Here is a 21,124-nt window from a genome sequence, read left to right as displayed (position 1 = left end):
TCCGTTCATCCGACGTCCATGCTCCGTTCGTCGTAGTATTGGTGGGTTGTCGCTTCCGCTAGGAGGTCTTCGCCATGGCCAGCACCACCACCGGATCCGCGCAGCGTGGCCGGAGGCAACCGACGTCGAAGCAGGGTCGTTCGTCGGCGTCCCAGTCGAAGAAGACGTCCTCGCCGGCCAGGACGTCCGCGCGCGCCGAGTCGACCTCGCAGCAGTCCTCGGGTGCCTCGATCCCCGTGCCGTACGTGACCGCCCAGCTGCACACCACGCACATCCCGCTGCCCGAGATCCCCGGGCGCAACGAGGTCGCCTCGACGGTGACCGCCGTGCGCGGGGCGCTGCCCTCCCGCGACCAGCTGCTGTTCTACAGCGGGCTGACGGCCGCGGCGGCGCTCAGCGTCATCGAGTGGCCCGTCGCCGCCGCGATCGGCATCGGAGCAGCCGTGGTGCAGCGCAACGCGCACCAGGGCGACGAGTCGGCCTGATCGCGCAGGGGATGCCGATGCTGCGCTGGCTGCTGTCGCAAGCCGCCGAAGTCGCCGCACCGGTGTTGCAGGCTGCCCGCACGGCCACCACCTCCCCCGGCGACCGCCGCGTCTGGCGCGGGCGCGAGCGCAGCCACCTGGAGATGCGGGGCGCCCACCTGCCCGGCAACGACGACGCCGTCCGCGAGGTGCAGCGCCGGTTGAACGAGCTCGCCGGGGTGCGCAGCGCCGAGGTCAACGGCGTGCTCGGGCGGGTGGTCGTCGAGCACGACCCCGAACTGCCCGACCTCACCGAGCCCTCGCGGATCATCGGCGAGGTCGAGACCGGTTTCGGGCTGGGAGACCAGGACGTGGCGCCGCGCAGCCCGCGGCACCCGGGCAACGCCGAGGCCGTGCTGCGCGACGCCGGCGCGTTGGCCGTGAGCGCGCTGGGCCTGGGCTACGCGGGATTGGGCGCGCTGCTGCCCGGGAGGTTGGTCTCGCCGCTGGTGCCCGCCGCGGTGTCGCTGGTCGACTCGGTGCCGTGGATGCGCGGTGGCCTGCAGCGCGTGATCGGGCGCGGACCGCTGGACCTGGCGCTGGCGCTGGGCGGAGCCGCCGGGCAGGGCTTGTCCGGCCGTCCGCTGGGTGCGCTGACCGATCTGTGCGGGCGCTTCTGCTCCGCGCGGGAGACGCTCGCGCGGCACCAGGCCTGGCAGCACTGGGAGGACGCGCTGCCGCACGCCTGCCCCGCGCTCGCGCACCGACCTCGTCCCCGCCCGGTTCCCGACGGGCCCGTGGAACGGGTCGCCAACGCCTCGGGTGGTGCGGCGCTGGGCGGTGCGGTCACCGTCTACGCGCTCTCGCGCGCTCCGCAGCGCGCGCTGGCCGCACTGCTGGCCGCGGTGCCCAAGCCCGCCGCCGGTGGGCGCGAGGCGTTCGCGACGACCTTGAGCACGTCGCTGGCCTCGCGGGGCGCGCTCGTGCTCGAACCGGACGCGCTGCGGCTGCTGGACCGCGTGGACACGATCGTCTTCGACGCCCCCGCCCTGCTGACCGGCCGGCGCGCGGTCGACTCGGTGATCCCGCTGGACGACGACGCCGACTCGGCGGAGCTGTTCACCCGCGCGGGCGAGCTCGTCGACCCCGCCGATCCCACCGCGCACCGCAGCAGCGGGAGCTGGTCGGTCGCTCCACTGGACACCTCGGCCCAACCGCCTCAGGTCCGGCGCGCAGCGAAGGCCGAAATCGCCTGCGGGGCGACGGTTCTCGATCTGGTCCACGATGGACGGACGGTGGCGCTCGTGGTGGTGGTCGACGAGCTCGACCCGCTCGCCGAGGCCCTGATCGACACCGCGCGATCGGTCGCCTCCGACGTGCTCGTGACCGGGTTCGGCCTGGAGCGCAGGCTGCCCGTCGACGGCGCGGTGCCGGGCGGTGCGGAGCTGGTCGACTCGGTGCGGGCGCTGCAGGACGACGGCGCCGTCGTCGCGGTGGTCTCACATCTCGACGGAGACGGTTTGTCCGCCGCGGACCTGGGCATCGGCCTGTCCACTTCGGACCCGGCGGCCTGGGCGGCGGACGTGATCTGCCCGGGCGCAGCGGTTCTCGACCTGCTGCTGGGCTCCGCCGGGGAGGCCCGGTCGGCGAGCAGGTACGCAGCGGGCATCTCGGCGGCGGGCGCGCTGCTGGGCGCGCTGTTCGCCGCGTTCGGCCCGGCCGACGGCGCCCCCGCCCGCGCTTCGATGCCGGTGCACGCCGCGACCTTGGCGGCCTACGGAACCGGCGCCTGGGTCGCCCTGCGCGTCACCACCAGACCGCCGCCGCTCCCCCGCGAGCGCACGCCGTGGCACGCGATGCCCGCCGCGACCGTGCTGTCCACGCTGGACACCTCCGAGCGGGGGCTCTCCGCGTCCTCGGCCGCCGAGCGGCACCGCCCCTCCGACGACGGGCACGCCCCGGTCGGCGTGTTCGCGGCGACGATCGAGGGGTTGATCACCCCGATCACGCCCGTGCTCGGCGCGGGGGCGGTGATCTCCGCAGGTCTCGGGTCGGTCGTGGACGCCGGGCTGATCTGCGGAGTGCTGCTGGCCAGCGCGCTCATCGACGGCGTCCAGCGCGCCGCCACCGACCGCGAGCTCAGCAAGCTGCTGGCCTCCGGCCGGACACCGGCGCGACGACGCCGAGGGGGCACCACCGACATCGTCTCGTCCGACGAGCTCGTCCCCGGCGATGTCGTCGAGCTGCGCGCCGGTGACGGCGTTCCGGCGGACTGCCGGTTGCTGTCGGTGGAGTCGCTGGAGGTCGACGAGTCCGGACTGACCGGCGAATCCCACCTCGTCGCCAAGACCGCCGCTCCCACCACCGCGCCCGCGGTCGCCGACCGCACCTGCATGCTCTACCAGGGCACCGTCATCGCCAGCGGCACCGGCGTCGCGGTGGCCGTCGCAGTCGGTTCGCACACCGAGCTCGGCCGCACCACCGCTCAGGTCACCGGCACCGACGACGCCACCGGTGTCGAAGCGAGGCTGGCGGAGCTGACCAAGAAGGTGCTGCCGGTCTCCGTCGGCGCGGGCGCGCTGCTGTTCGCCTCCGACCTGCTGCGCGGCGTGCCGATGGGGCAGACCGTGGCCCGCTCGGTCGGGCTGGCGGTGGCCGCCGTGCCGGAGGGCTTGCCGTTCGTGGCGACCCTCGCCGAGCTCGCCGCCGCGCGCCGGATGTCCAAGCGCGGCGTGCTGGTGCGCAGCCCCGCCACCATCGAGGCGCTCGGCAGGGTCGACGCGCTGTGCTTCGACAAGACCGGCACGCTCACCCAGGGCCGGATCGCGCTCGGCGAGGTCTCCGACGGTCGCGGATCCCGGGGGGTGCACGAGCTGCAGGACGCGCACCGGGAGGTCGTGGCCGCCGCCCTGCGCGCCACCCCGCGCCCGCAGGACGACCACCCGCTGCCGCACCTGACCGACCGCGCGGTGCTCGACGGCGCCTGCGAGATCGGGCTGACCGCCGACGGAGAGGTGCTGGCCGAGCTGCCCTTCGAACCGTCGCGCGGTTTCCACGCGGTGCACACCGACCGGCTGCTGTCGGTCAAGGGCGCCCCGGAGGTGGTGCTGGACAAGTGCGCGAGCTGGCGGGGTCACGGGTCGTTCGACGCGGAGGCGCGCGCCGACGTCGAGGCCGAGGTCGAACGCCTGGCGCTGCGCGGTTTCCGGCTGCTGGCCGTAGCCGAGCGCCGGGTGGTCGAGGACTACGAGCTCACCGAATCCGATGTGGACGAGCTCGAACTCGTCGGCCTGCTCGGCCTGGCCGATCCCGTGCACGCCACCGCTGCGGATGCCGTGGAACAGCTGGGGCGATCGGGTGTGGACGTCATCATGATCACCGGCGATCACCCGAGCACCGCCGAGGCCATCGCCGCTGAGCTGGGGATGCTCGGCGACAAGCGGGTGCTGTCGGGAGCCGAGCTCGACGAGCTCGACGACGAGCAGCTGGCCGGCGAGGCGCCCAAGATCGCGGTGTTCGCGCGGGTCACCCCGGCGCAGAAGGCCCGCATCGTGCGCTGCCTGCGCGACGCCGGACGGGTGGTGGCCATGACCGGCGACGGCGCCAACGACGTGCCCGCGATCAACCTCGCGCACGTCGGGATCGCTTTCGGTTCGCGCGCCACGGCGGCGGCCCGGGACGCTGCCGACCTGGTGGTCGCCGACGACCGCATCGAAACGCTCACCGACGGCATCGTCGAGGGCCGCGGCATGTGGACCTCGGTGCGCGAAGCCCTCGCGGTGCTGCTCGGTGGCAACCTCGGCGAGATCGGCTACGCGCTGGGCACCGGGCTGATCAGCCCGTCGGCCGCGCTCAACGCCCGGCAGCTGCTGGTGGTCAACATGCTCACCGACGTGCTGCCCACGATCGCCATCGCGGTGCGGCCACCCGCCGATCGGACCCCGGAGAAGCTGCTGGCCGAGGGACCGGAGGCATCGCTGGGCTCCGCGCTGGCGCGCGAGGTCGGCGCGCGGGCCGTGGCCACCGCCTCGGCGGCGGGGCTGGCCTGGACGCTGACCCGGCCGCTGGCCACCGCCGCGCAAGCCCGCACGGCCGGGCTGGTCGCGCTGGTGTCGGCCCAGCTGGCGCAGACGCTGACCTCGCGCGGGCGCACGCCGCTGGTGGTGCTGGCGGCGGCGGGCTCGGTGCTGGTGCTGTTCGCGCTGGTGCAGCTCCCCGGCGTCAGCCAGTTCTTCGGCAGCAGCCCGCTGCTGCCGCACCAGTGGGCCATCGCGCTCGGCGTCTCGGTGGCCGTCGCCGTGGCGATGCGGGTGTGGCAGATGTGGCCTGTGGGGCGTTCGCTGCTGCTCCGACCTGCGGAATTGGGCGCGGGTTCACCCGACGGCCACCTGGCTTCCGAACCGGGCTAACCCGCCTGCCCCACAGTCGGAGGCGTCGAAGCACCACCGAACGGGACGAGGACGCCACCGATGCCTGCATTCCTGACCCACATCCTCACCGCAGCGGCCATCGCGGTGATCGAGACGCTGGTCGTGCACCTGGTGAAGTCGGCGCTGCGCACCGCCTGAGTCACGGCGCAGGCGAACCGACCGGGCCGGTCACCGCACCCGCGTCGCGGTCCGACGGCGCCGCGCGTTGCGCGACGTAGGCGCCGAGGAGGATCAGCGCTCCGCCGACCAGTTGCGGGGTTCCCAGCGCCTCCGCCAGCAGCACCCACGCCAGCAGCGTGGCCACCACCGGTTCGAGGAAAGCCACGCCGCCGGCGACCTGCGGGGACAGCAGGCGCACGGCGACGATCCCGGTGAGGTAGGCCAGCACCGTGGACCCGACGACGACCCACCCGACGGCGGCCATCGCCGGGACGGGGTGCCCGGCCAGCTCCACCTGACCCGCCAGCAGTCCGAAGTCCATCTCCCACGGCCTCGCGATCGCGGTGACCACCACGGCTCCCAGCAGCAGGCCGAAACCGGCCAGCGCGAACGGGTCGACGTCCGCCGTCGAATCCGAGAGCAGGAAGTAGGTGGCCTGGCACGCAGCGGCTCCCAGGCTCAGCAGCAGGCCCAGCGGGTTGAAGCTCAGCCCCGAGAACAGCTCGACCACGCACGCCAGGCCGACCACCGCCAGCAGCACGCCGATCACCGCGGAGCGGCTCACCGGTGCGCGGCGGACGAACCGGATCCAGCCCAGCACCAGCACCGGACCCAGGAACTCGATCAGCAGCGCCACGCCGACCGGGATGGTCGCGATCGCGGCGAAGTAGCAGACCTGCACCCCGGCGACGGAGAACAAGCCGTAGCCGAGGATCAGGCGCGGGGCGCGGCGCAGCACCGGCAGGTGGCGCAGCAGCACCGGCAGCAGGAGCAGCGCTCCCCCGGCCAGCCGCAACCAGGCCACGTGCAGCGGGCTCAGCCCCGCGTTGATCAGCGGTTTGGCGAACGGTCCCGATCCGCCGAAGAAGATCGCGGATGCGACGGCCACCGGCAGGCCGATGGCGCGGGGATCATGAGTCGGTGAGCGCACGGGCACATCGAAGCACGCCGAACCGCAACTCCGGTACTGGCGTGCCACACCGCCGGAAGGCGCCACTTTCGTGCCCCTGAGGCCCGTTGATCGGAACATTCGGCCTCCCCGGTGTTCCAGAACCGAAAACACCGCGTCCCGGGGCGGAAACACTCGCGCTTTTTGACGAAACGCGCATAAGTGATCGACAGTCAGGTCACCCTTTGTTGAGCGGCTTTATAGGACACGCGTACTGTTAGCGGTGAAGAGCGCGAGTCCCCGCGCACGCTCAGCTGACGTGCGCGAGACTCGCAATCGTTCCCGAACTTGCGCCCGTCGCGAGATGGAGTTGAACGTGACTGCACCTGCGAGCAAGGACAGCTTCGGCGCACGCGGCACGCTGAACGTCGGCGACGCCTCTTACGAGGTGTTCCGGCTCAGCGCCGTCGAAGGTGCCGAGCGGCTGCCCTACAGCCTCAAGATCCTCCTGGAGAACCTGCTGCGCACCGAAGACGGTGCCAACATCACCGCCGACCACGTGCGCGCGCTGGCCGGCTGGGACTCCAAGGCGGAACCCGCCACCGAAATCCAGTTCACCCCCGCCCGGGTGATCATGCAGGACTTCACCGGCGTTCCCTGCGTCGTTGACCTCGCCACCATGCGTGAGGCCGTCGCCGACCTCGGCGGCGACACCTCCAAGGTCAACCCGCTGGCGCCGGCCGAGCTGGTCATCGACCACTCGGTGATCATCGACGTGTTCGGCAGGCCCGACGCCTTCGAGCGCAACGTCGAGTTCGAGTACGGCCGCAACAAGGAGCGCTACCAGTTCCTGCGCTGGGGCCAGGGCGCCTTCGACGAGTTCAAGGTCGTCCCCCCGGGCACCGGCATCGTGCACCAGGTCAACATCGAGCACCTGGCCCGCACCGTGATGTCGCGCAACGGCCAGGCCTACCCCGACTCCTGCGTCGGCACCGACTCCCACACCACCATGGTCAACGGCCTGGGCGTGCTGGGCTGGGGCGTCGGCGGCATCGAGGCCGAGGCCGCGATGCTCGGCCAGCCCGTGTCGATGCTCATCCCGCGCGTGGTCGGCTTCAAGCTCACCGGTGAGATCCCCGCCGGTGCCACCGCCACCGACGTCGTCCTCACGATCACCGAGATGCTGCGCAAGCACGGCGTCGTCGGCAAGTTCGTCGAGTTCTACGGCTCGGGTGTGGCCTCGGTGCCGCTGGCCAACCGCGCCACCATCGGCAACATGAGCCCGGAGTTCGGCTCCACCGCCGCGATCTTCCCGATCGACGACGAGACCGTGCGCTACCTCAAGCTCACCGGCCGGCCCGCCGACCAGGTCGCCCTGGTCGAGGCCTACGCCAAGGAGCAGGGCCTGTGGCACGACGCCGACCACGAGCCGGAGTACTCCGAGTACCTCGAGCTGGACCTGTCCACCGTGGTCCCGTCGATCGCCGGCCCGAAGCGCCCGCAGGACCGCATCGTGGTCTCCGAGGCCAAGCAGTCGTTCCGCACCGCGCTGACCGACTACACCGCCGCGCCCACCGATGACGCGGCCCTCGACGAGGCCGGCGAGGAGTCCTTCCCCGCCAGCGACCCGACGTCGATCAGCCCGCACGCCAAGCCGGAGCTGGTCTCCGCGGCCAACGGCTCCAACGGCCGGATCTCCAAGCCGGTCAAGATCGCCTCCGAGGAGCTGGGCGAGTTCGAGCTCGACCACGGTGCCGTGGTGATCGCCTCGATCACCTCCTGCACCAACACCTCGAACCCCTCGGTGATGCTCGGTGCCGCGCTGCTCGCGCAGAAGGCCGTCGACAAGGGCCTGACCCGCAAGCCGTGGGTCAAGACCTCCATGGCCCCTGGCTCGCAGGTCGTCACCGACTACTACGAGAGGGCCGGCCTGTGGCCGTACCTGGAGAAGCTGGGCTTCCACCTGGTCGGTTACGGCTGCACCACCTGCATCGGCAACTCCGGCCCGCTGCCGGAGGAGATCTCCGCCGCCGTGCAGGACAACGACCTCACCGTCACCTCGGTGCTGTCGGGCAACCGGAACTTCGAGGGCCGGATCAACCCCGACGTCAAGATGAACTACCTGGCCTCGCCGCCGCTGGTCATCGCCTACGCCCTCGCGGGCACGATGGACTTCGACTTCGAGAGCGACCCGCTGGGCAACGACACCGAGGGCAACCCGGTGTACCTGCGCGACATCTGGCCGTCGCCGCAGGAGGTCCAGAAGACCATCGACTCGGCGATCACCAACGAGATGTTCACGTCCTCCTACCAGGACGTGTTCAAGGGTGACGAGCGCTGGCGCGCGCTGCCCACCCCGGAGGGCGAGACCTTCGAGTGGGACGCGCAGAGCACCTACGTCCGCAAGCCCCCGTACTTCGAGGGCATGCAGATGGACCCGGCCCCGGTCACCGACATCTCCGGTGCCCGCGTGCTGGCGCTGCTGGGCGACTCGGTCACCACCGACCACATCTCCCCGGCCGGTGCCATCAAGCCGGACTCCCCCGCGGGCCAGTACCTGTCGGAGCACGGCATCGACCGAAAGGACTTCAACTCCTACGGTTCCCGACGGGGCAACCACGAGGTGATGATCCGCGGCACCTTCGCCAACATCCGGCTGCGCAACCTGCTGCTGGACGACGTGCAGGGCGGCTACACCCGGGACTTCACCCAGGAAGGCGCTCCGCAGGCGTTCATCTACGACGCCGCGCAGAACTACGCCGCGCAGGACACCCCGCTGGTCGTGCTGGGCGGCAAGGAGTACGGCTCCGGTTCGTCCCGCGACTGGGCCGCCAAGGGCACCCGCCTGCTGGGCGTGCGCGCCGTCATCGCCGAGTCCTTCGAGCGCATCCACCGCTCGAACCTCATCGGCATGGGCGTCATCCCGCTGCAGTTCCCGGAGGGCTCCTCGGCCAAGTCGCTGGGCCTGGACGGCACCGAGACCTTCGACTTCTCCGGCATCACCAAGCTCAACGACGGTGAGACCCCGGAGACCGTGAAGGTCACCGCCACCAAGGCCGACGGCTCCCAGGTGGAGTTCGACGCCAAGGTCCGCATCGACACCCCCGGTGAGGCGGACTACTACCGCAACGGCGGCATCCTGCAGTACGTCCTCCGCAAGATGATCCGCTCCTGATCCCCTGCTTTATCCTGGCAGGACAGTGAAGAACGGGCCCGGCTGGAGTCACAAGCTCCAGCCGGGCCCGTTCTTTCGTTCACTGACAAGACTCTGTGGTCGTGTTGCTTGGCGGTGCGGGTAGCGGAACCTGACACGCCTTCTGGCTCCGGGAGCCGAGGCTTATGTATGCCAATACACGACACATCGGCTGTCCTCACCAGAAGACGTGTTAGAACCCGCGGCGGTACCGGTTGCTCAGGTGGGGTACCGAGAAAGCACCTTCGGTGCTTGCCTGACGGTGGTTTGTCTTAGGGGAGGTTCGGCCTGCGGCAGACGTAGGTCCTTGCTGGGGGCATGTTGCGCCAGACCGTTCGGGAGGTGATGACCTCGTCGAAACTGACGTCGAGGCGGCGGCGGAACTGGCGGGCGCCGGACATGCCCAGGGCGTGCAGGTAGGCGAAGGTCGTGAACGCGCCGCCGGGGGTGAGCACCGAGCCAACCTGCTGCAGGATGTCGTGCTGCAGCTTGGCCGGGAAGATCGACCACGGCAGGCCGCTGACCACGGCGTCGACCCGGTCGATGCCCGCGGCCGACAGCAGCGCTCCCAGGTGCGAGGCGTCGCCCTGGATGACCTCCAGCCACGGCAGTGCGCGGTTGAGGTGCTCGACCATGCCCGAGTCCAGCTCGATCGCCACGTGCCGGCCACCCGCGGGAAGCCGGTTGGCGATGGCGGCGCTCAGGGCACCTGTGCCGGGCCCGAGCTCGACGACCACGGGACTACCGGTGCGCGGCACCACGGAGGCGATCTCGCGCGCCAGGTGCGGCGAGCTGGGCGCCACGGCACCGACCTGGCCGGGCTTGCTCACCGCGCGCTGCAGGAAGGTCCGGTAGTTCTGCAGCACCGACGCGCCCCCTCGTCCGCTCCCCGGCCCCGCAACGGGCGTCGTCGGGGTGTCCGGGCTGCTGGGCGTGTGTGGAGAGGTCACGGATGCCTTCCCGATCGGTGAAGCCGGTCGTTGGTGCTCACCAGCCTATCGGGCGATCTGCGACCGGGCGCACAGCAGTGCCGCACACCACGGGGCGCGAGGAGGAGATCAAGAATTCCGCAATTCACCGGGAGGTGCTCGACCGGTCGCGGAAAGAAGACGCGGAATTGCGCCGAAACCTGTAACGAACTGCGTTCCAAGAACGATGGGAAAGCTTCACGGGCTTGTCCCGAGCGGGAGCAAGCCCGTGCGCGCGCTTACCTCAGGCGATCTGCCCGGCGGGCTCGATGACCTGGTCCGGGGTCTCGTCCGAACGCCTGACCCAGCTGGTCAGCGCTCCGGCCGCACCCAGAAGAACGATCGCCTCGGCCGCCAGGGCCACCCACACCGTTGCCACTTACTTGCCTCCCTTCTACTGTCCGCCCCGCCTTCCGAACGCGCGCACGCACATACCCGCCCAAGCGGGTCGATCGGAAGAAGGTTTGGGTAATAACCCGGTACACACCAATCCTACGGCCGTGTTTCGGGACTTCCCAAACCAGGCAGATGTAATGTGCACGACACTCGAACAGTCGATCACCGCAGCCGCCGAGTCAGTCACGTTCGGGTGAACGTCGCAGGTAGTGCGATCGTTCGCCCCGCAAAGCAAAATGGACGTCGCTCATCCCCTTAACGGAGTACCCGGCATGCGACAATCCGCCCGAAGCACAACAGGGCCGAATCGAGGATCATGACCACCGAAACGACGCCGCGACTGCGCGCAGACGCACGCCGAAACCGGGACCGGATCATCACCGCCGCCCAGGCCGTGTTCACCGAACGCGGTACCGAGGTACCCATGGAGGAGGTCGCCCGAACCGCCGGTGTCGGGGTCGGCACCCTCTACCGCCGCTTCCCCGATCGGGACTCGCTGATCCGGGCCGTCGCCCACGACGCCTTCAGCTCCGTGCTGGAGGACACCCGCGCGACCATCGAGCAGGAGCCCGACGCGTGGCGCGCGCTCAGCCAGATCCTGCACCGCGGCATGGCGCTGCGCACCGTGGTCCGGTTGACCGTCCTGTCCTCCAGGGCGCGGGCGCTCATCAACGCCGACCCCAACACCGAGGCCGTGAACAACGAGTTCATGGCGCTGGTCGACGACCTGGTCAAGCGGGCCCAGGCCGACGGGACGCTGCGCGACGACATCAGCACCGGCGACATCGCCGTGCTGAGCTCGCTGGCGCTGCAGGGCGTGCAGGCGCTGCCCGAGGAGCTGCGCACGGTGGCCCCGGCCCGCTACATCGCGGTGCTGCTCGACGGGTTGCGCGCCGACAACAGCCGCCCGCTCCCCGGCCGCCCGATCTCCGCGCAGGAAGTCGTGGTGCGCACCCCGGAAGTGGACGTCTAGTTCCTGCGGGTCACGCCCGCGCGCAGCAGGTGGTAGCCGACCAGCGTCACCACGGTGCCCAGGGCGATGCCGCTGAACTCGAACGACGGGGTGATCTGCAACGACACCCCGCCGATGCCGGCGACCAGTCCGGCGGCCAGGGGCAGGAGGTTGACCGGGTCGGCGAAGTCCACCCGGTTCTCCACCCAGATCTTGGCGCCGAGCAGGCCGATCATCCCGTAGAGCACCACGGTGATGCCGCCGAGCACGCCACCGGGTGTGGCGGCGATGACCGCGCCGAACTTCGGGCACAGCCCGAAGGCGACGGCCACGATCGCCGCCACCCAGTAGGCAGCGGTCGAGTACACGCGGGTGGCGGCCATGACGCCGATGTTCTCCGCGTAGGTGGTGGTCGGCGGGCCGCCGACGGCGCTGGACAGGGCGCTGGCGAACCCGTCGGCGAAGATCGCGCGGCCGAGGCTGCCGTCCAGCCTGCTGCCGGTCATCTGCTCGACGGCCTTGACGTGCCCGGTGTTCTCGGCGATGAGCGCGATGACGGCCGGGAGCACGACGATGATCGCGGCCAGGTCGAACGAGGGCGCGTGGAACTGCGGCAGCCCGAACCAGGGCGCGTCGGCCACGCCGCTGAGGTCCAGCCTCGGGTGGGTGCTGACGTTGCCGTCCGCGTCGGGCGCGGTGATCGGTCCGAAGACCGCGTCGAACGCCCACGACAACGCGTACCCGCCGACCAGGCCGAGGAAGACGGCGACGCGACCCCAGAAGCCGCGCAGCAGCACGCTGGCCGCCAGCACGATCACCATCGTGATCAGCGCGACCCACTGGTCCTGCGGCCAGTAGGTCTCGGCGACCACGGGAGCGAGGTTGAAGCCGATCAGCATGACCACCGCACCGGAGACCGCCGGCGGCAGCATCCGGTGGATCGCCGCCGCCCCAGCGAAGTGCACGATCACCCCGACCGCACCCAGCACGAGCGCGCAGATCAGGATCGCGCCGGTGACCGCCGAGCTGTCCCCGCCTCCGGCGCGGATGACGGTCACGGCCCCGACGAACGAGGCGCTGGAGCCGAGGTAGCTGGGGATCTTGCCCTGCACGATGAGCAGGAACAGGATCGTGGCCACGCCCGAGACCATGATCGCCAGGTTCGGGTCGAGTCCCATGAGGACCGGGAAGACGAAGGTGGCGCCGAACATCGCCACCACGTGCTGGGCACCGAGCCCGATCGTCCGGCCCCACGAGAGCCGTTCGTCCGGCGCGACGGCTTCACCCGGGCGCGGTGTTCCGCCGTCGCCGTGGAGTCGCCAGCCGATGCCCAGCTTCGAGCCCAGTCCCTGCCGCATGGCGAGCCTTCCTGTTCCGCCCGCAGCGCGGGACCGCTAGATCGAGCGGAACTCTACAAACCGGCACCCGTGTGACTGCCGCCGCAGCCGGGCAACCGCGCGGATCAGGTCATCCGAAGACGGGGATGATCTTCTCGCCGTAGGCGCGCACGGTGTCGTCGATCGCGTCGTGCATGGCGTACACGGCGAACTGGTCCACGCCGATCTCGCGGAGTTCGGCGAGCCGGTCCACGTGCGCGGAGGCCGGGCCGAGCAGGCAGAACCGATCGACGATCTCGTCGGGGACGAACTCGGTGCTCTGGTTGCCCGCACGGCCGTGGTGCGAGTAGTCGTAGCCGCCGCGGTTCTTCACGTAGTCGGTGAGCGCTGCCGGCACGGCGTCCCCGGTGTCGCCGTAGCGGGCGACGAGGTCGGCGACGTGGTTGCCGACCATGCCGCCGAACCACCGGCACTGCTCGCGCGCGTGCGCGAGGTCGTCACCGACGTAGGCCGGAGCCGCCACGCACACGGTGACCTCCCCCGGATCTCGCCCGGCCCGCTCCGCCGCGTCGCGGACGTGCTCGACCATCCAGCGGGTCAGGTACGGGTCGGCGAGTTGCAGGATGAACCCGTCGGCCTGGCGCCCGGCCAGTTCCAGGGCTTTCGGCCCGTAGGCGCCCATCCACACCGGCAGCCGCCCGTCGCGGACCCACGGAAGCTGCACCGGGGTGTCGTTCAGCAACGCCTCGCGGCCTTCGGCGAGGTCCTTGATCACCGCCATCGCCTCGCCGAGGGTGGCCAGGGTGGTGGGTTTCCCGCCGGTGACGCGCACAGCCGAGTCGCCGCGGCCGATGCCGCAGACGGTGCGCGGCCCGAACATGTCGTTGAGGGTGGCGAACAGCGAGGCGGTCACCGTCCAGTCCCGGGTGCTGGGGTTGGTCACCATCGTGCCGACTCGCAGCCGCCGGGTGGCGGCGAGAATCCGGCTGTAGATGACGAACGGTTCCTGCCACAGCACGCAGGAGTCGAACGTCCAGCCGTGGGTGAACCCCAGGTCCTCCGCCTGCCGCATCCGGTCGACCAGCACCGATGCGGGCGGGTCGGTCTGCAGCACGAGTCCGAAGTCCATTGCCGCGCTCCTCAGCTCAGGTATCCGCAGGATTCACGGCGCAGGAAGCGGCCCCGGCCGGGCCGGCCGTGGTACTCGCCGTCGCGCACGATGGCCTCGCCCCGGGACAGCACCGTGCGCACCCGGCCGGTGATCCGCCTGCCCTCGTAGGCGTTGTAGTCCACGTTCATGTGGTGCGTTTCGGCCGAGAGCACCTGCTCGGCGCCGGGGTCGTAGATGACGATGTCGGCGTCGGCGCCCGGGGCGATGGTGCCCTTGCGCGGGTGCAACCCGAACATCCGCGCCGGGGCCGTGCTGGCCAGTTCGACCCACCGGCGACGGCTGATCCGGCCCGCGACCACGGCGTCGTGCAGCAGGTCCAGGCGGTTCTCCACCCCCGGGATGCCGTTGGGGATCTTGGAGAAGTCGTCGCGCCCGAGCTCCTTCTGGTCGGCGAAGCAGAACGGGCAGTGATCGGTGGAGACCACCGACAGGTCGTCGGTGCGCAGCGCCCGCCACAGCGACTCCTGGTGGTCGGCCGGGCGCAGCGGCGTCGAGCAGACGTACTTGGCGCCTTCGAACCCGGGCGCGGCGAGTTCGTCGACGGTGAGGAACAGGTACTGCGGGCAGGTCTCGCCGAAGACGGGCAAACCCTCGTGGCGGGCCCTGGTGATCTCGGCGACGGCCTCGGTGGCCGACACGTGCACCACGTACAGCGGTGAACCGGCCACTGTGGACAGCCTGATGGCGCGGTGCGTGGCCTCGGCTTCCAGCAGCGGGTGGCGGACGCGGCCGTGGTACTTCGGATCGGTGCGGCCGGCGTCGAGCGCCTGGCGGACCAGGACGTCGATGGCGATGCCGTTCTCGGCGTGCATCATGATCAGCGCGCCGTTGTCGCCCGCCTGCTGCATGGCGCGCAGGATCTGCCCGTCGTCGCTGTAGAACACGCCCGGGTAGGCCATGAACATCTTGAAGCTGGTGATGCCCTCGTCCACCAGCGCGTCCATCTCCTTGAGCACGCCGTCGCCGACGTCGGAGAGGATGCCGTGGAACCCGTAGTCGATGGCGCAGTTGTCGTCGGCCTTGGCGTGCCAGGCCTCCACGCCTTCGCGCAGCGTGCGGCCGACGGGCTGGATGGCGAAGTCGATGATGGTGGTCGTGCCGCCCCACGCCGCTGCGCGGGTGCCGGTTTCGAAGGTGTCGGCGGCGAAGGTGCCGCCGAAGGGCATCTCCATGTGCGTGTGGGCGTCCACGCCCCCGGGGATGACGTAGTGGCCGGTGGCGTCGAGCACCACGTCGGCGGTCCAGTCCTGCGCCACGCCTGGCGTGGCGATGGCGGCGACCGTGTCGTCCTCGACCAGGACGTCGGCTTCGATCTCCTCGGTCGCGGTGATCACCAGGCCACCGCGGATGACGGTTCTGCTCATCGCGGTCTCCCTCAGGGCTGGGTCAGCGGGCCGTAGGCGTCCGGGCGGCGGTCGCGGTAGAAGGCCCACTTGCGCCGGACCTCCTCGACGAGGTCCAGGTCGAGGTCGCGGACCAGGAGTTCTTCGTCGGTGTCGCTGGCGGGTTCGCCGACGAACTGACCGTAGGGGTCGACGAAGTAGCTGGTGCCGTAGAAGTCGTTGTCGCCGTACTCCTCGACGCCGACGCGGTTGATCGCGGCGACGAAGTACTCGTTGGCCACGGCGGCGGCCGGTTGTTCGAGCTTCCACAGGTAGGACGACAGGCCCCGGCTGGTGGCCGACGGGTTGTAGACGATCTGGGCGCCCGCCAGGCCCAGCGCTCGCCAGCCCTCCGGGAAGTGCCGGTCGTAGCAGATGTAGACGCCGACGCGTCCGACCGCGGTGTCGAAGACCGGCCAGCCGAGGTTGCCTGGCCGGAAGTAGAACTTCTCCCAGAACCCGGGCAGGTGCGGCAGGTGGTGCTTGCGGTACTTGCCGAGGTAGGTGCCGTCCGCGTCGATCACCGCGGCGGTGTTGTAGCGGAAGCCGGGCCCGTCGACCTCGAAGACCGGGACGACGACGACCATCGACAGCTCGCGGGCCAGCGCGCACATGCGCTGCACGGTCGGGCCGTCGGGCACCTCCTCCGCCCAGCGGTGGTGCTCGTCCTCCTGGACCTGGCAGAAGTAGGGGGCGTTGAACACTTCCTGGAAGCCGATGATCCGCGCTCCCTGCGCGGCCGCGGCTCTGGCGTGCTGCTCGTGCGCGTCGACCATGCTCGCGGTGTCACCGGTCCACTTGGCCTGCACGAGTGCTGCGCGAACGACGTTGGGCATCGACGAGGCCCCTCCCGCTCGGACTTCCCGCCGGATCTCGGGCGGATGAAACCGAACGTAGGCCCACAGGTGAACACCCGCAATGACCGAGCGATCACGCAAAGTGACGAATTGTTGCCACGGCAGAAGCCGGGTCACTCCCACCAGGGGCGGTAGCCGACGCCGTGCTTGTTGGCGCGATCGACGTCGCGGCGCATGGTGCGGGTGTCACGGGCGACGCCGGGCGGGAAGCCGTGCTTGATGGCGCGGTGCTCACCGGTCTCACCCATGTAGCAGACCGAGTAGAACAGCCCGACCAGCAGGCCGAGGGCCAGCGAGCTCAACCGGATCCACGCCGGACCGGGTAACAGCATCAGCACGGCGCAGAACGGGGCGAGCTGGGTCAGGGCGCGGGCGAGGTGCCGCCACACCCAGGTGCGGCAGGTGACGTCGTGCAGCACCCACTCGGCGCACCGGTCCGGCAGCTTGCCGCCGAAGGCGTACCAGACCCATTGCGCCGGGTTGGGTCGTGATGACGGCGCGGGCGGGGTGGTCGCCATGGCTCCAGGTTAGTCCTCGTCGCAGTGCTTCGGGACCGTCCGCTCGGCCCTCGGCGCCGATCCTATGCACCCGTCGCCGGACGCCATGACGGCACCACCGACAGCGACTTGCGTCACATTCGGGTGATTTGGCGCCACGCCGGCGGGTGAAGCGCGTCCCAGTAGTAACGAGGGATTGCGGGAGCTCGATACCGCAGTCGGAAAGGGGAGGAAAAGTGTTCGTCGTCGTCGTGGCAATGCTGCTGGTTCTGGTTCTGGGGTTCGTGATGTTCACCGACGCGCTGGAGGGCACCGGGTCGATGAGCACCCGGCGGGGGCTCCGCGACGTGGCCGCTCAGGTGAAGCGCAGCGCGCGCCTGTCCGACCACAACTGAGCGATCACCGGCCCACCTTCACGGGCCGGTGACGCTCTCTCCAGGGGGCCAGAAGGGGGTTAGAGCAGTCCGCGGTGGACCAGGTTGGCGAGCAGGGAGCGCACGCCGAAGGTCCACTGCGGACACCGCTCGCTGCGGTTGACCCGGTTGGCGAGGGTGCCGAGCTTCGGGGTGGAGATCCGCACCACATCGCCGACCTGGTGGGTGAAGCCCTTCCCCGGCGCTCCCCGGTCCTCGGTGGGCGCGAAGAGGGTGCCGGTGTAGAGGATCAGCCCGTCCGGGTACTGGTGGTGCGGTCCCAGCGCGGACGCGGCCAGCTCCTCGGGGTCCCGGCTGATCTCGCGCATCGAGCTGTGCCCGTCGAGGACGAACCCGTCCTCACCCCGAACTTCCAGCCGCACGTCCAGGTTCCGCACGTCGTCCAGGCCGAACCCGTCGTCGAACAGGCGCAGGAACGGCCCCAGCGATGCCGAGGCGTTGTTGTCCTTGGCCTTGGGCAGCAGCAGGGCGCTGCGGCCCTCGACGTCACGCAGGTTGACGTCGTTGCCCAGCGTCGCGGCCACGATCCGGCCGTCGCCGCGGATCGCCAGCGCCACCTCGGGTTCCGGGTTGTTCCAGTCCGATCCCTCCGCGATGCCGATCTCGGCACCCGCGCCCACCGCCGCCAGCAGCGGCGCCTTGGTGAAGATCTCCGGGTCCGGGCCGAGCCCGACCTCCAGGTACTGCGACCAGAGCCCGTCGCGCACCAGCACTTCCTTGACCGCGCGGGCTTCCTCCGAGCCCGGCCGGATCGCGGCGAGGGTGCCGCCGATCGCGGACTCCACCTGCTCGCGGATCTCCGCCGACCGGGTCACATCGCCCGCGGCGCGTTCCTCGATGACCCGCTCCAGCATGCTCTTGACGAAGGTGACCCCGGCCGCCTTGAGCACCTGCAGGTCCGCCGGCGCCAGCAACCTCGGCCCCGGCCCGCCGTCGATCGTCGCGGCGAGCGCGCTCGCCAGCGGCCAGCTCTTGCGCGGTGCGGCGGTGCGGGCGAGCTCCACGGGATCGCGGTGCTCCAGCAGGTCGGTCAGCGTCGGGACGGTGTCGGTGAGGTCGACGAGCTGGTCGCCGCGCACGGCGACCACGGCCGGGCCGGACTCCTGCGGGTCGTGCACGCGGCCGACCAGCGTGGCCGCGTCGCGGTCGGTGGGCAGCACGTCACTGACGTCGTCGAGCAGCTTCACGTCGCACCTCTCGTTCGGCTCGACGGCAACATAGCGCCCCGAACACCGCGCGCCCCGCTGCTTTCCGAGTGCCCGCCATCCGGAGGAGAGCGCGCCTCGTCCCGCGTCCGGGAGGAATCAGGACGGAGCTGGCGAACGGGCGCGATGGTGACGTAAGGTTCGATCGACTCTCACTCGTTCGGGTGAGAGTCTTTGGGCGGAACGGATCAACCGGCAGTGGGGTGAGTGGCAGTGGGCAGGTCGTCGTTGGCGCGATCCGGGCGAGGACGCCACCGGCGTGGCGCCGCGTGGCGGTACACCGCACCGGTGCTCGGTTACACGACCGCGGCGGTGCTCGCCGTCATCGCCGCCACCAGCGCGCACTACTCGCAGACGCGCGCGGACGAGGTGGCGATGCCCGAGCCGGCCAACGCCGCGCGGGCCCAGGCCTCAGCGCCGTCCCGGCAGTACCTGCCGCAGCTGATGACGCCCGAGGCGAACCCCGGCACTCCCCCGGTCGTCCCGATCGTGCCGCCGCCGGCACCGACCGCACCGGCGATGGCAGGACCGAAGCCCGCCGCGCCGACATCGGAGACCTCCGAGGAGACCACCGCGCGCAGCTCCGCGCCGTCGACCACGACCGACCCGACGAGCACCCCGTCGGCGACCAGCGAGCCGACGCCGACGTCCGAACCGACGCCGACGTCGGAGCCGACGCAGACCTCCGAGCCCACTCAGCCCTCGGAGCCGACCGAGACCTCCCAGCCGACTCAGCCTTCCGAGCCGAGCCAGACCACGGAGCCGTCCCAGCCCAGCCCGACGTCCGAGCCGAAGCCGGGTCTGCTGCCGCTGGTCGGGGGCGTCGTCGACGGCCTCGCCGGTCCGCTGCTGGGGAGCTGACGCCGCTCGCGGAGGCCGCGCACCAGTGGGATCGTCGATCCCGGGAGGTGCCGGCCCATGGAAACGGTCGCGATCACCGGTGGCACCGGTCATCTGGGACGTCAACTGGTTCGCCTGCTCAAGCCGACGCACAAGGTCCGGGTGCTCACCCGCCACCCGGGCACGGACGCCGACGTCGAATGGGTGCCCGGTGATCTGGCCGTCGGCACGGGCATCGAGGAGCTCGTCGCCGGGGCGAGCACCGTGGTGCACGCGGCGACCTGGTCGCCGGGCGCGCAGCGCGGGTACCTGCTGCCGGTGGACTTCTGGCGCAGCCCACCGGACGTCGACGTCGACGGCACCTCGCGGCTGATCGAAGCCGCCGCGGCCGCGGGAGTCGGCCACTTCGTCCACGTCTCGATCGTCGGCGTCGACCGACCGGCGCTGCCCTACCTGCGGCTCAAGCACACCGCCGAGGAGCTGGTCAGCGTCTCGGACGTGCCGTGGTCGATCGCGCGGGCCACCCAGTTCCACTGGCTGCTGGACCGGATGTTCGGTCGCGCCGCACGGCTTCCCGTCATCCCGCTGCCCGGTGAGCTGCGCACGCAGCCGGTCGACGAGCGCGACTTCGCCGACTACCTCGCGGGATGCGTGACCGAGGGGCCGTCGGGGCGGCGTCCGGACTTCGGCGGTCCCGAGGTGCTCACGCTGAAGCAGGCGCTGACGGCCTGGCAAGAGGCGCGCGGGAGGAAGCCGCGCGTGCTCGATGTTCCCGCTCCCAAGCGCCTGCGGCGCATCGCGTCGGACTGGACGTGCCCGAACGACCGGCACGGCCGGACCACCTGGGCGGAGTGGCTGCGCAACCACCCCGCCCAGTGAGCTGATCAGGCGATCTTCACCAGCATCTTGCCGGTGTTGTCGCCGCGCATCAGGCCCAGGAACGCGTCGGGGGCGTTGCGCAGGCCCTCCACGACCGTCTCGCGGTAGTTGATCTTGCCCTCGGCCAGCCAGCCGCCGACCTCGTTGACGAACGCGTCCTGGAGGTGGGCGTGGTCGTTGACGATGAAGCCCCGCAGCTTCAGGCGCTTCTGCACGATCATCATCATGTTGCGCGGGCCGGGCTGCGGGGTCTCGTTGTTGTACTGCGAGATCATCCCGCACTCGGCGGCGCGGCCGAAGTCGTTGAACGCCGAGATCGCGGCTTCGAGGTGCTCACCGCCGACGTTGTCGAAGTACACGTCGATGCCCTCGGGCGCGGCTTCCTTGAGCTGCTTGCGGACGGGTCCGTCGTGGTAGTCGAACGCCGCGTCGAAGCCGACCTCGTCGAGCAGGTACTTGACCTTCTCCGGGGAACCGGCGCTGCCGATGACCTTCTTGGCGCCGCGCAGCTTGGCGATCTGGCCGGCCAACGAGCCCACCGCGCCCGCCGCGCCCGAGACGAACACGACGTCGCCCTCCTTCTGCTCGGCGACCTCGACGAGACCCGCGTAGGCGGTCATGCCGGGCATGCCGAGCACGTAGAGGTAGGCGCTCGGCGGCGCGACGTTCGCGTCGACCTTGGTGGCGTGCTTGACGGGCACGACGGCGTAGTCGCGCCAGCCCAGCATGTGCAGCACGAGGTCGCCGGGCTCGTAGCCCTCGGCGTTGCTGCTCACGACCTCACCGACGGCACCGCCCTGGAGGGCCTCGCCGACCTCGAAGGGCGGCACGTAGGACTTGCCCTCGTTCATCCGTCCCCGCATGTACGGGTCGACGCTCATGACCAGGTTGCGGACCAGCACTTCCCCGTCACCCGGCTGCGGAGCCTCCACCTCGACGAAGTCGAAGTTGTCCATCGTCGGCAACCCCTGCGGACGGGACGCGAGGCGGATCTCCAGGCCCTTGCTCATTCAACTGCTCCTTTCATCAGAACACTTTCCCCGGACTCTACGCGGTGGCACGGGCCGGTCG

General features: G+C 70.8%; 17 protein-coding genes. 7 read left to right on the top strand and 10 right to left on the bottom strand.

Annotation, left to right across the window (positions count from 1 at the left end; translation table 11 throughout):
* Positions 1 to 74: 74 nt before the first annotated feature.
* Positions 75 to 485: a hypothetical protein gene (locus tag KBO27_RS33510; RefSeq protein ID WP_246536602.1), complete on the top strand. Its 411-nt coding sequence runs from the start codon at positions 75 to 77 to the stop codon at positions 483 to 485.
* A gap of 17 nt (positions 486 to 502) precedes the next feature.
* Positions 503 to 4,873 carry a cation-translocating P-type ATPase gene (locus KBO27_RS08780; RefSeq protein ID WP_210969476.1) on the top strand — a complete coding sequence of 1,457 codons (4,371 nt, stop codon included), beginning with the start codon at positions 503 to 505 and terminating at the stop codon, positions 4,871 to 4,873.
* A 160-nt stretch (positions 4,874 to 5,033) separates the two neighbouring features.
* Here KBO27_RS08780 and KBO27_RS08775 read toward each other — a convergent pair whose 3' ends face one another.
* Positions 5,034 to 5,984, bottom strand: a complete 951-nt coding sequence (locus KBO27_RS08775) for an EamA family transporter (protein ID WP_307870300.1) — start codon at positions 5,982 to 5,984, stop codon at positions 5,034 to 5,036.
* A gap of 334 nt (positions 5,985 to 6,318) precedes the next feature.
* On the opposite strand from KBO27_RS08775, the gene acnA reads away from it, so the two are divergent.
* A complete protein-coding gene (gene acnA / locus KBO27_RS08770; protein WP_307870299.1) occupies positions 6,319 to 9,117 on the top strand; it encodes an aconitate hydratase AcnA in 2,799 nt (932 codons plus the stop codon).
* A gap of 290 nt (positions 9,118 to 9,407) precedes the next feature.
* Here the strand turns inward: acnA and KBO27_RS08765 are convergent, their stop codons facing one another.
* Both KBO27_RS08765 and KBO27_RS34175 read right to left on the bottom strand, forming a co-directional pair.
* Entirely contained in the window at positions 9,408 to 9,965 is a 558-nt protein-coding gene (locus KBO27_RS08765; RefSeq protein WP_132674265.1) for a class I SAM-dependent methyltransferase, read from the bottom strand.
* A gap of 382 nt (positions 9,966 to 10,347) precedes the next feature.
* A complete protein-coding gene (locus KBO27_RS34175) occupies positions 10,348 to 10,482 on the bottom strand; it encodes a hypothetical protein (RefSeq protein WP_268952329.1) in 135 nt (44 codons plus the stop codon).
* A gap of 333 nt (positions 10,483 to 10,815) precedes the next feature.
* Between KBO27_RS34175 and KBO27_RS08760 the strand changes: the two genes are divergently transcribed.
* Positions 10,816 to 11,472 carry a TetR/AcrR family transcriptional regulator gene (locus tag KBO27_RS08760; RefSeq protein ID WP_132674232.1) on the top strand — a complete coding sequence of 219 codons (657 nt, stop codon included), beginning with the start codon at positions 10,816 to 10,818 and terminating at the stop codon, positions 11,470 to 11,472.
* On the opposite strand, the gene KBO27_RS08755 is transcribed toward KBO27_RS08760, so the two are convergent.
* The 5 genes from KBO27_RS08755 to KBO27_RS08735 all read right to left on the bottom strand — a co-directional run bounded on the left by KBO27_RS08755 (position 11,469) and on the right by KBO27_RS08735 (position 16,716).
* Positions 11,469 to 12,809: a uracil-xanthine permease family protein gene (locus KBO27_RS08755; protein WP_210969473.1), complete on the bottom strand. Its 1,341-nt coding sequence runs from the start codon at positions 12,807 to 12,809 to the stop codon at positions 11,469 to 11,471. The genes KBO27_RS08760 and KBO27_RS08755 overlap by 4 nt on opposite strands.
* 109 nt (positions 12,810 to 12,918) lie before the next feature.
* On the bottom strand, positions 12,919 to 13,917 hold the full coding sequence (locus KBO27_RS08750; RefSeq protein WP_210969472.1) for a TIGR03842 family LLM class F420-dependent oxidoreductase: 999 nt from the start codon (positions 13,915 to 13,917) through the stop codon (positions 12,919 to 12,921).
* An 11-nt stretch (positions 13,918 to 13,928) separates the two neighbouring features.
* Positions 13,929 to 15,323, bottom strand: a complete 1,395-nt coding sequence (gene hydA, locus KBO27_RS08745) for a dihydropyrimidinase (protein ID WP_210969471.1) — start codon at positions 15,321 to 15,323, stop codon at positions 13,929 to 13,931.
* A gap of 11 nt (positions 15,324 to 15,334) precedes the next feature.
* The gene (locus tag KBO27_RS08740) at positions 15,335 to 16,177 is read right to left on the bottom strand and encodes a nitrilase-related carbon-nitrogen hydrolase (protein WP_210969470.1); all 843 of its coding nucleotides are present in this window, start codon (positions 16,175 to 16,177) and stop codon (positions 15,335 to 15,337) included.
* Between the two features lie 134 nt (positions 16,178 to 16,311).
* A complete protein-coding gene (locus tag KBO27_RS08735; protein WP_210969469.1) occupies positions 16,312 to 16,716 on the bottom strand; it encodes a DUF5313 family protein in 405 nt (134 codons plus the stop codon).
* A 215-nt stretch (positions 16,717 to 16,931) separates the two neighbouring features.
* Between KBO27_RS08735 and KBO27_RS08730 the strand changes: the two genes are divergently transcribed.
* Entirely contained in the window at positions 16,932 to 17,090 is a 159-nt protein-coding gene (locus KBO27_RS08730) for a hypothetical protein (RefSeq protein WP_165943868.1), read from the top strand.
* Between the two features lie 59 nt (positions 17,091 to 17,149).
* Here KBO27_RS08730 and KBO27_RS08725 read toward each other — a convergent pair whose 3' ends face one another.
* Positions 17,150 to 18,316 (bottom strand): fumarylacetoacetate hydrolase family protein, encoded by a 1,167-nt coding sequence (locus KBO27_RS08725; protein WP_210969468.1) that lies wholly within the window; start codon positions 18,314 to 18,316, stop codon positions 17,150 to 17,152.
* Between the two features lie 306 nt (positions 18,317 to 18,622).
* Between KBO27_RS08725 and KBO27_RS08720 the strand changes: the two genes are divergently transcribed.
* Together KBO27_RS08720 and KBO27_RS08715 are read left to right on the top strand one after the other, a co-directional pair.
* The gene (locus KBO27_RS08720; protein ID WP_210969467.1) at positions 18,623 to 19,195 is read left to right on the top strand and encodes a hypothetical protein; all 573 of its coding nucleotides are present in this window, start codon (positions 18,623 to 18,625) and stop codon (positions 19,193 to 19,195) included.
* A gap of 57 nt (positions 19,196 to 19,252) precedes the next feature.
* A complete protein-coding gene (locus tag KBO27_RS08715; protein WP_210969466.1) occupies positions 19,253 to 20,053 on the top strand; it encodes an SDR family oxidoreductase in 801 nt (266 codons plus the stop codon).
* Positions 20,054 to 20,058: 5 nt separating this feature from the next.
* On the opposite strand, the gene KBO27_RS08710 is transcribed toward KBO27_RS08715, so the two are convergent.
* Positions 20,059 to 21,063 carry an NADP-dependent oxidoreductase gene (locus KBO27_RS08710; RefSeq protein WP_210969465.1) on the bottom strand — a complete coding sequence of 335 codons (1,005 nt, stop codon included), beginning with the start codon at positions 21,061 to 21,063 and terminating at the stop codon, positions 20,059 to 20,061.
* Positions 21,064 to 21,124: the final 61 nt, after the last annotated feature.

The sequence above is a fragment of the Saccharopolyspora endophytica genome, from assembly GCF_018070075.1.
Taxonomy (GTDB): domain Bacteria; phylum Actinomycetota; class Actinomycetes; order Mycobacteriales; family Pseudonocardiaceae; genus Saccharopolyspora; species Saccharopolyspora endophytica.
This window is presented reverse-complemented; position numbering and strand designations above follow the sequence as displayed.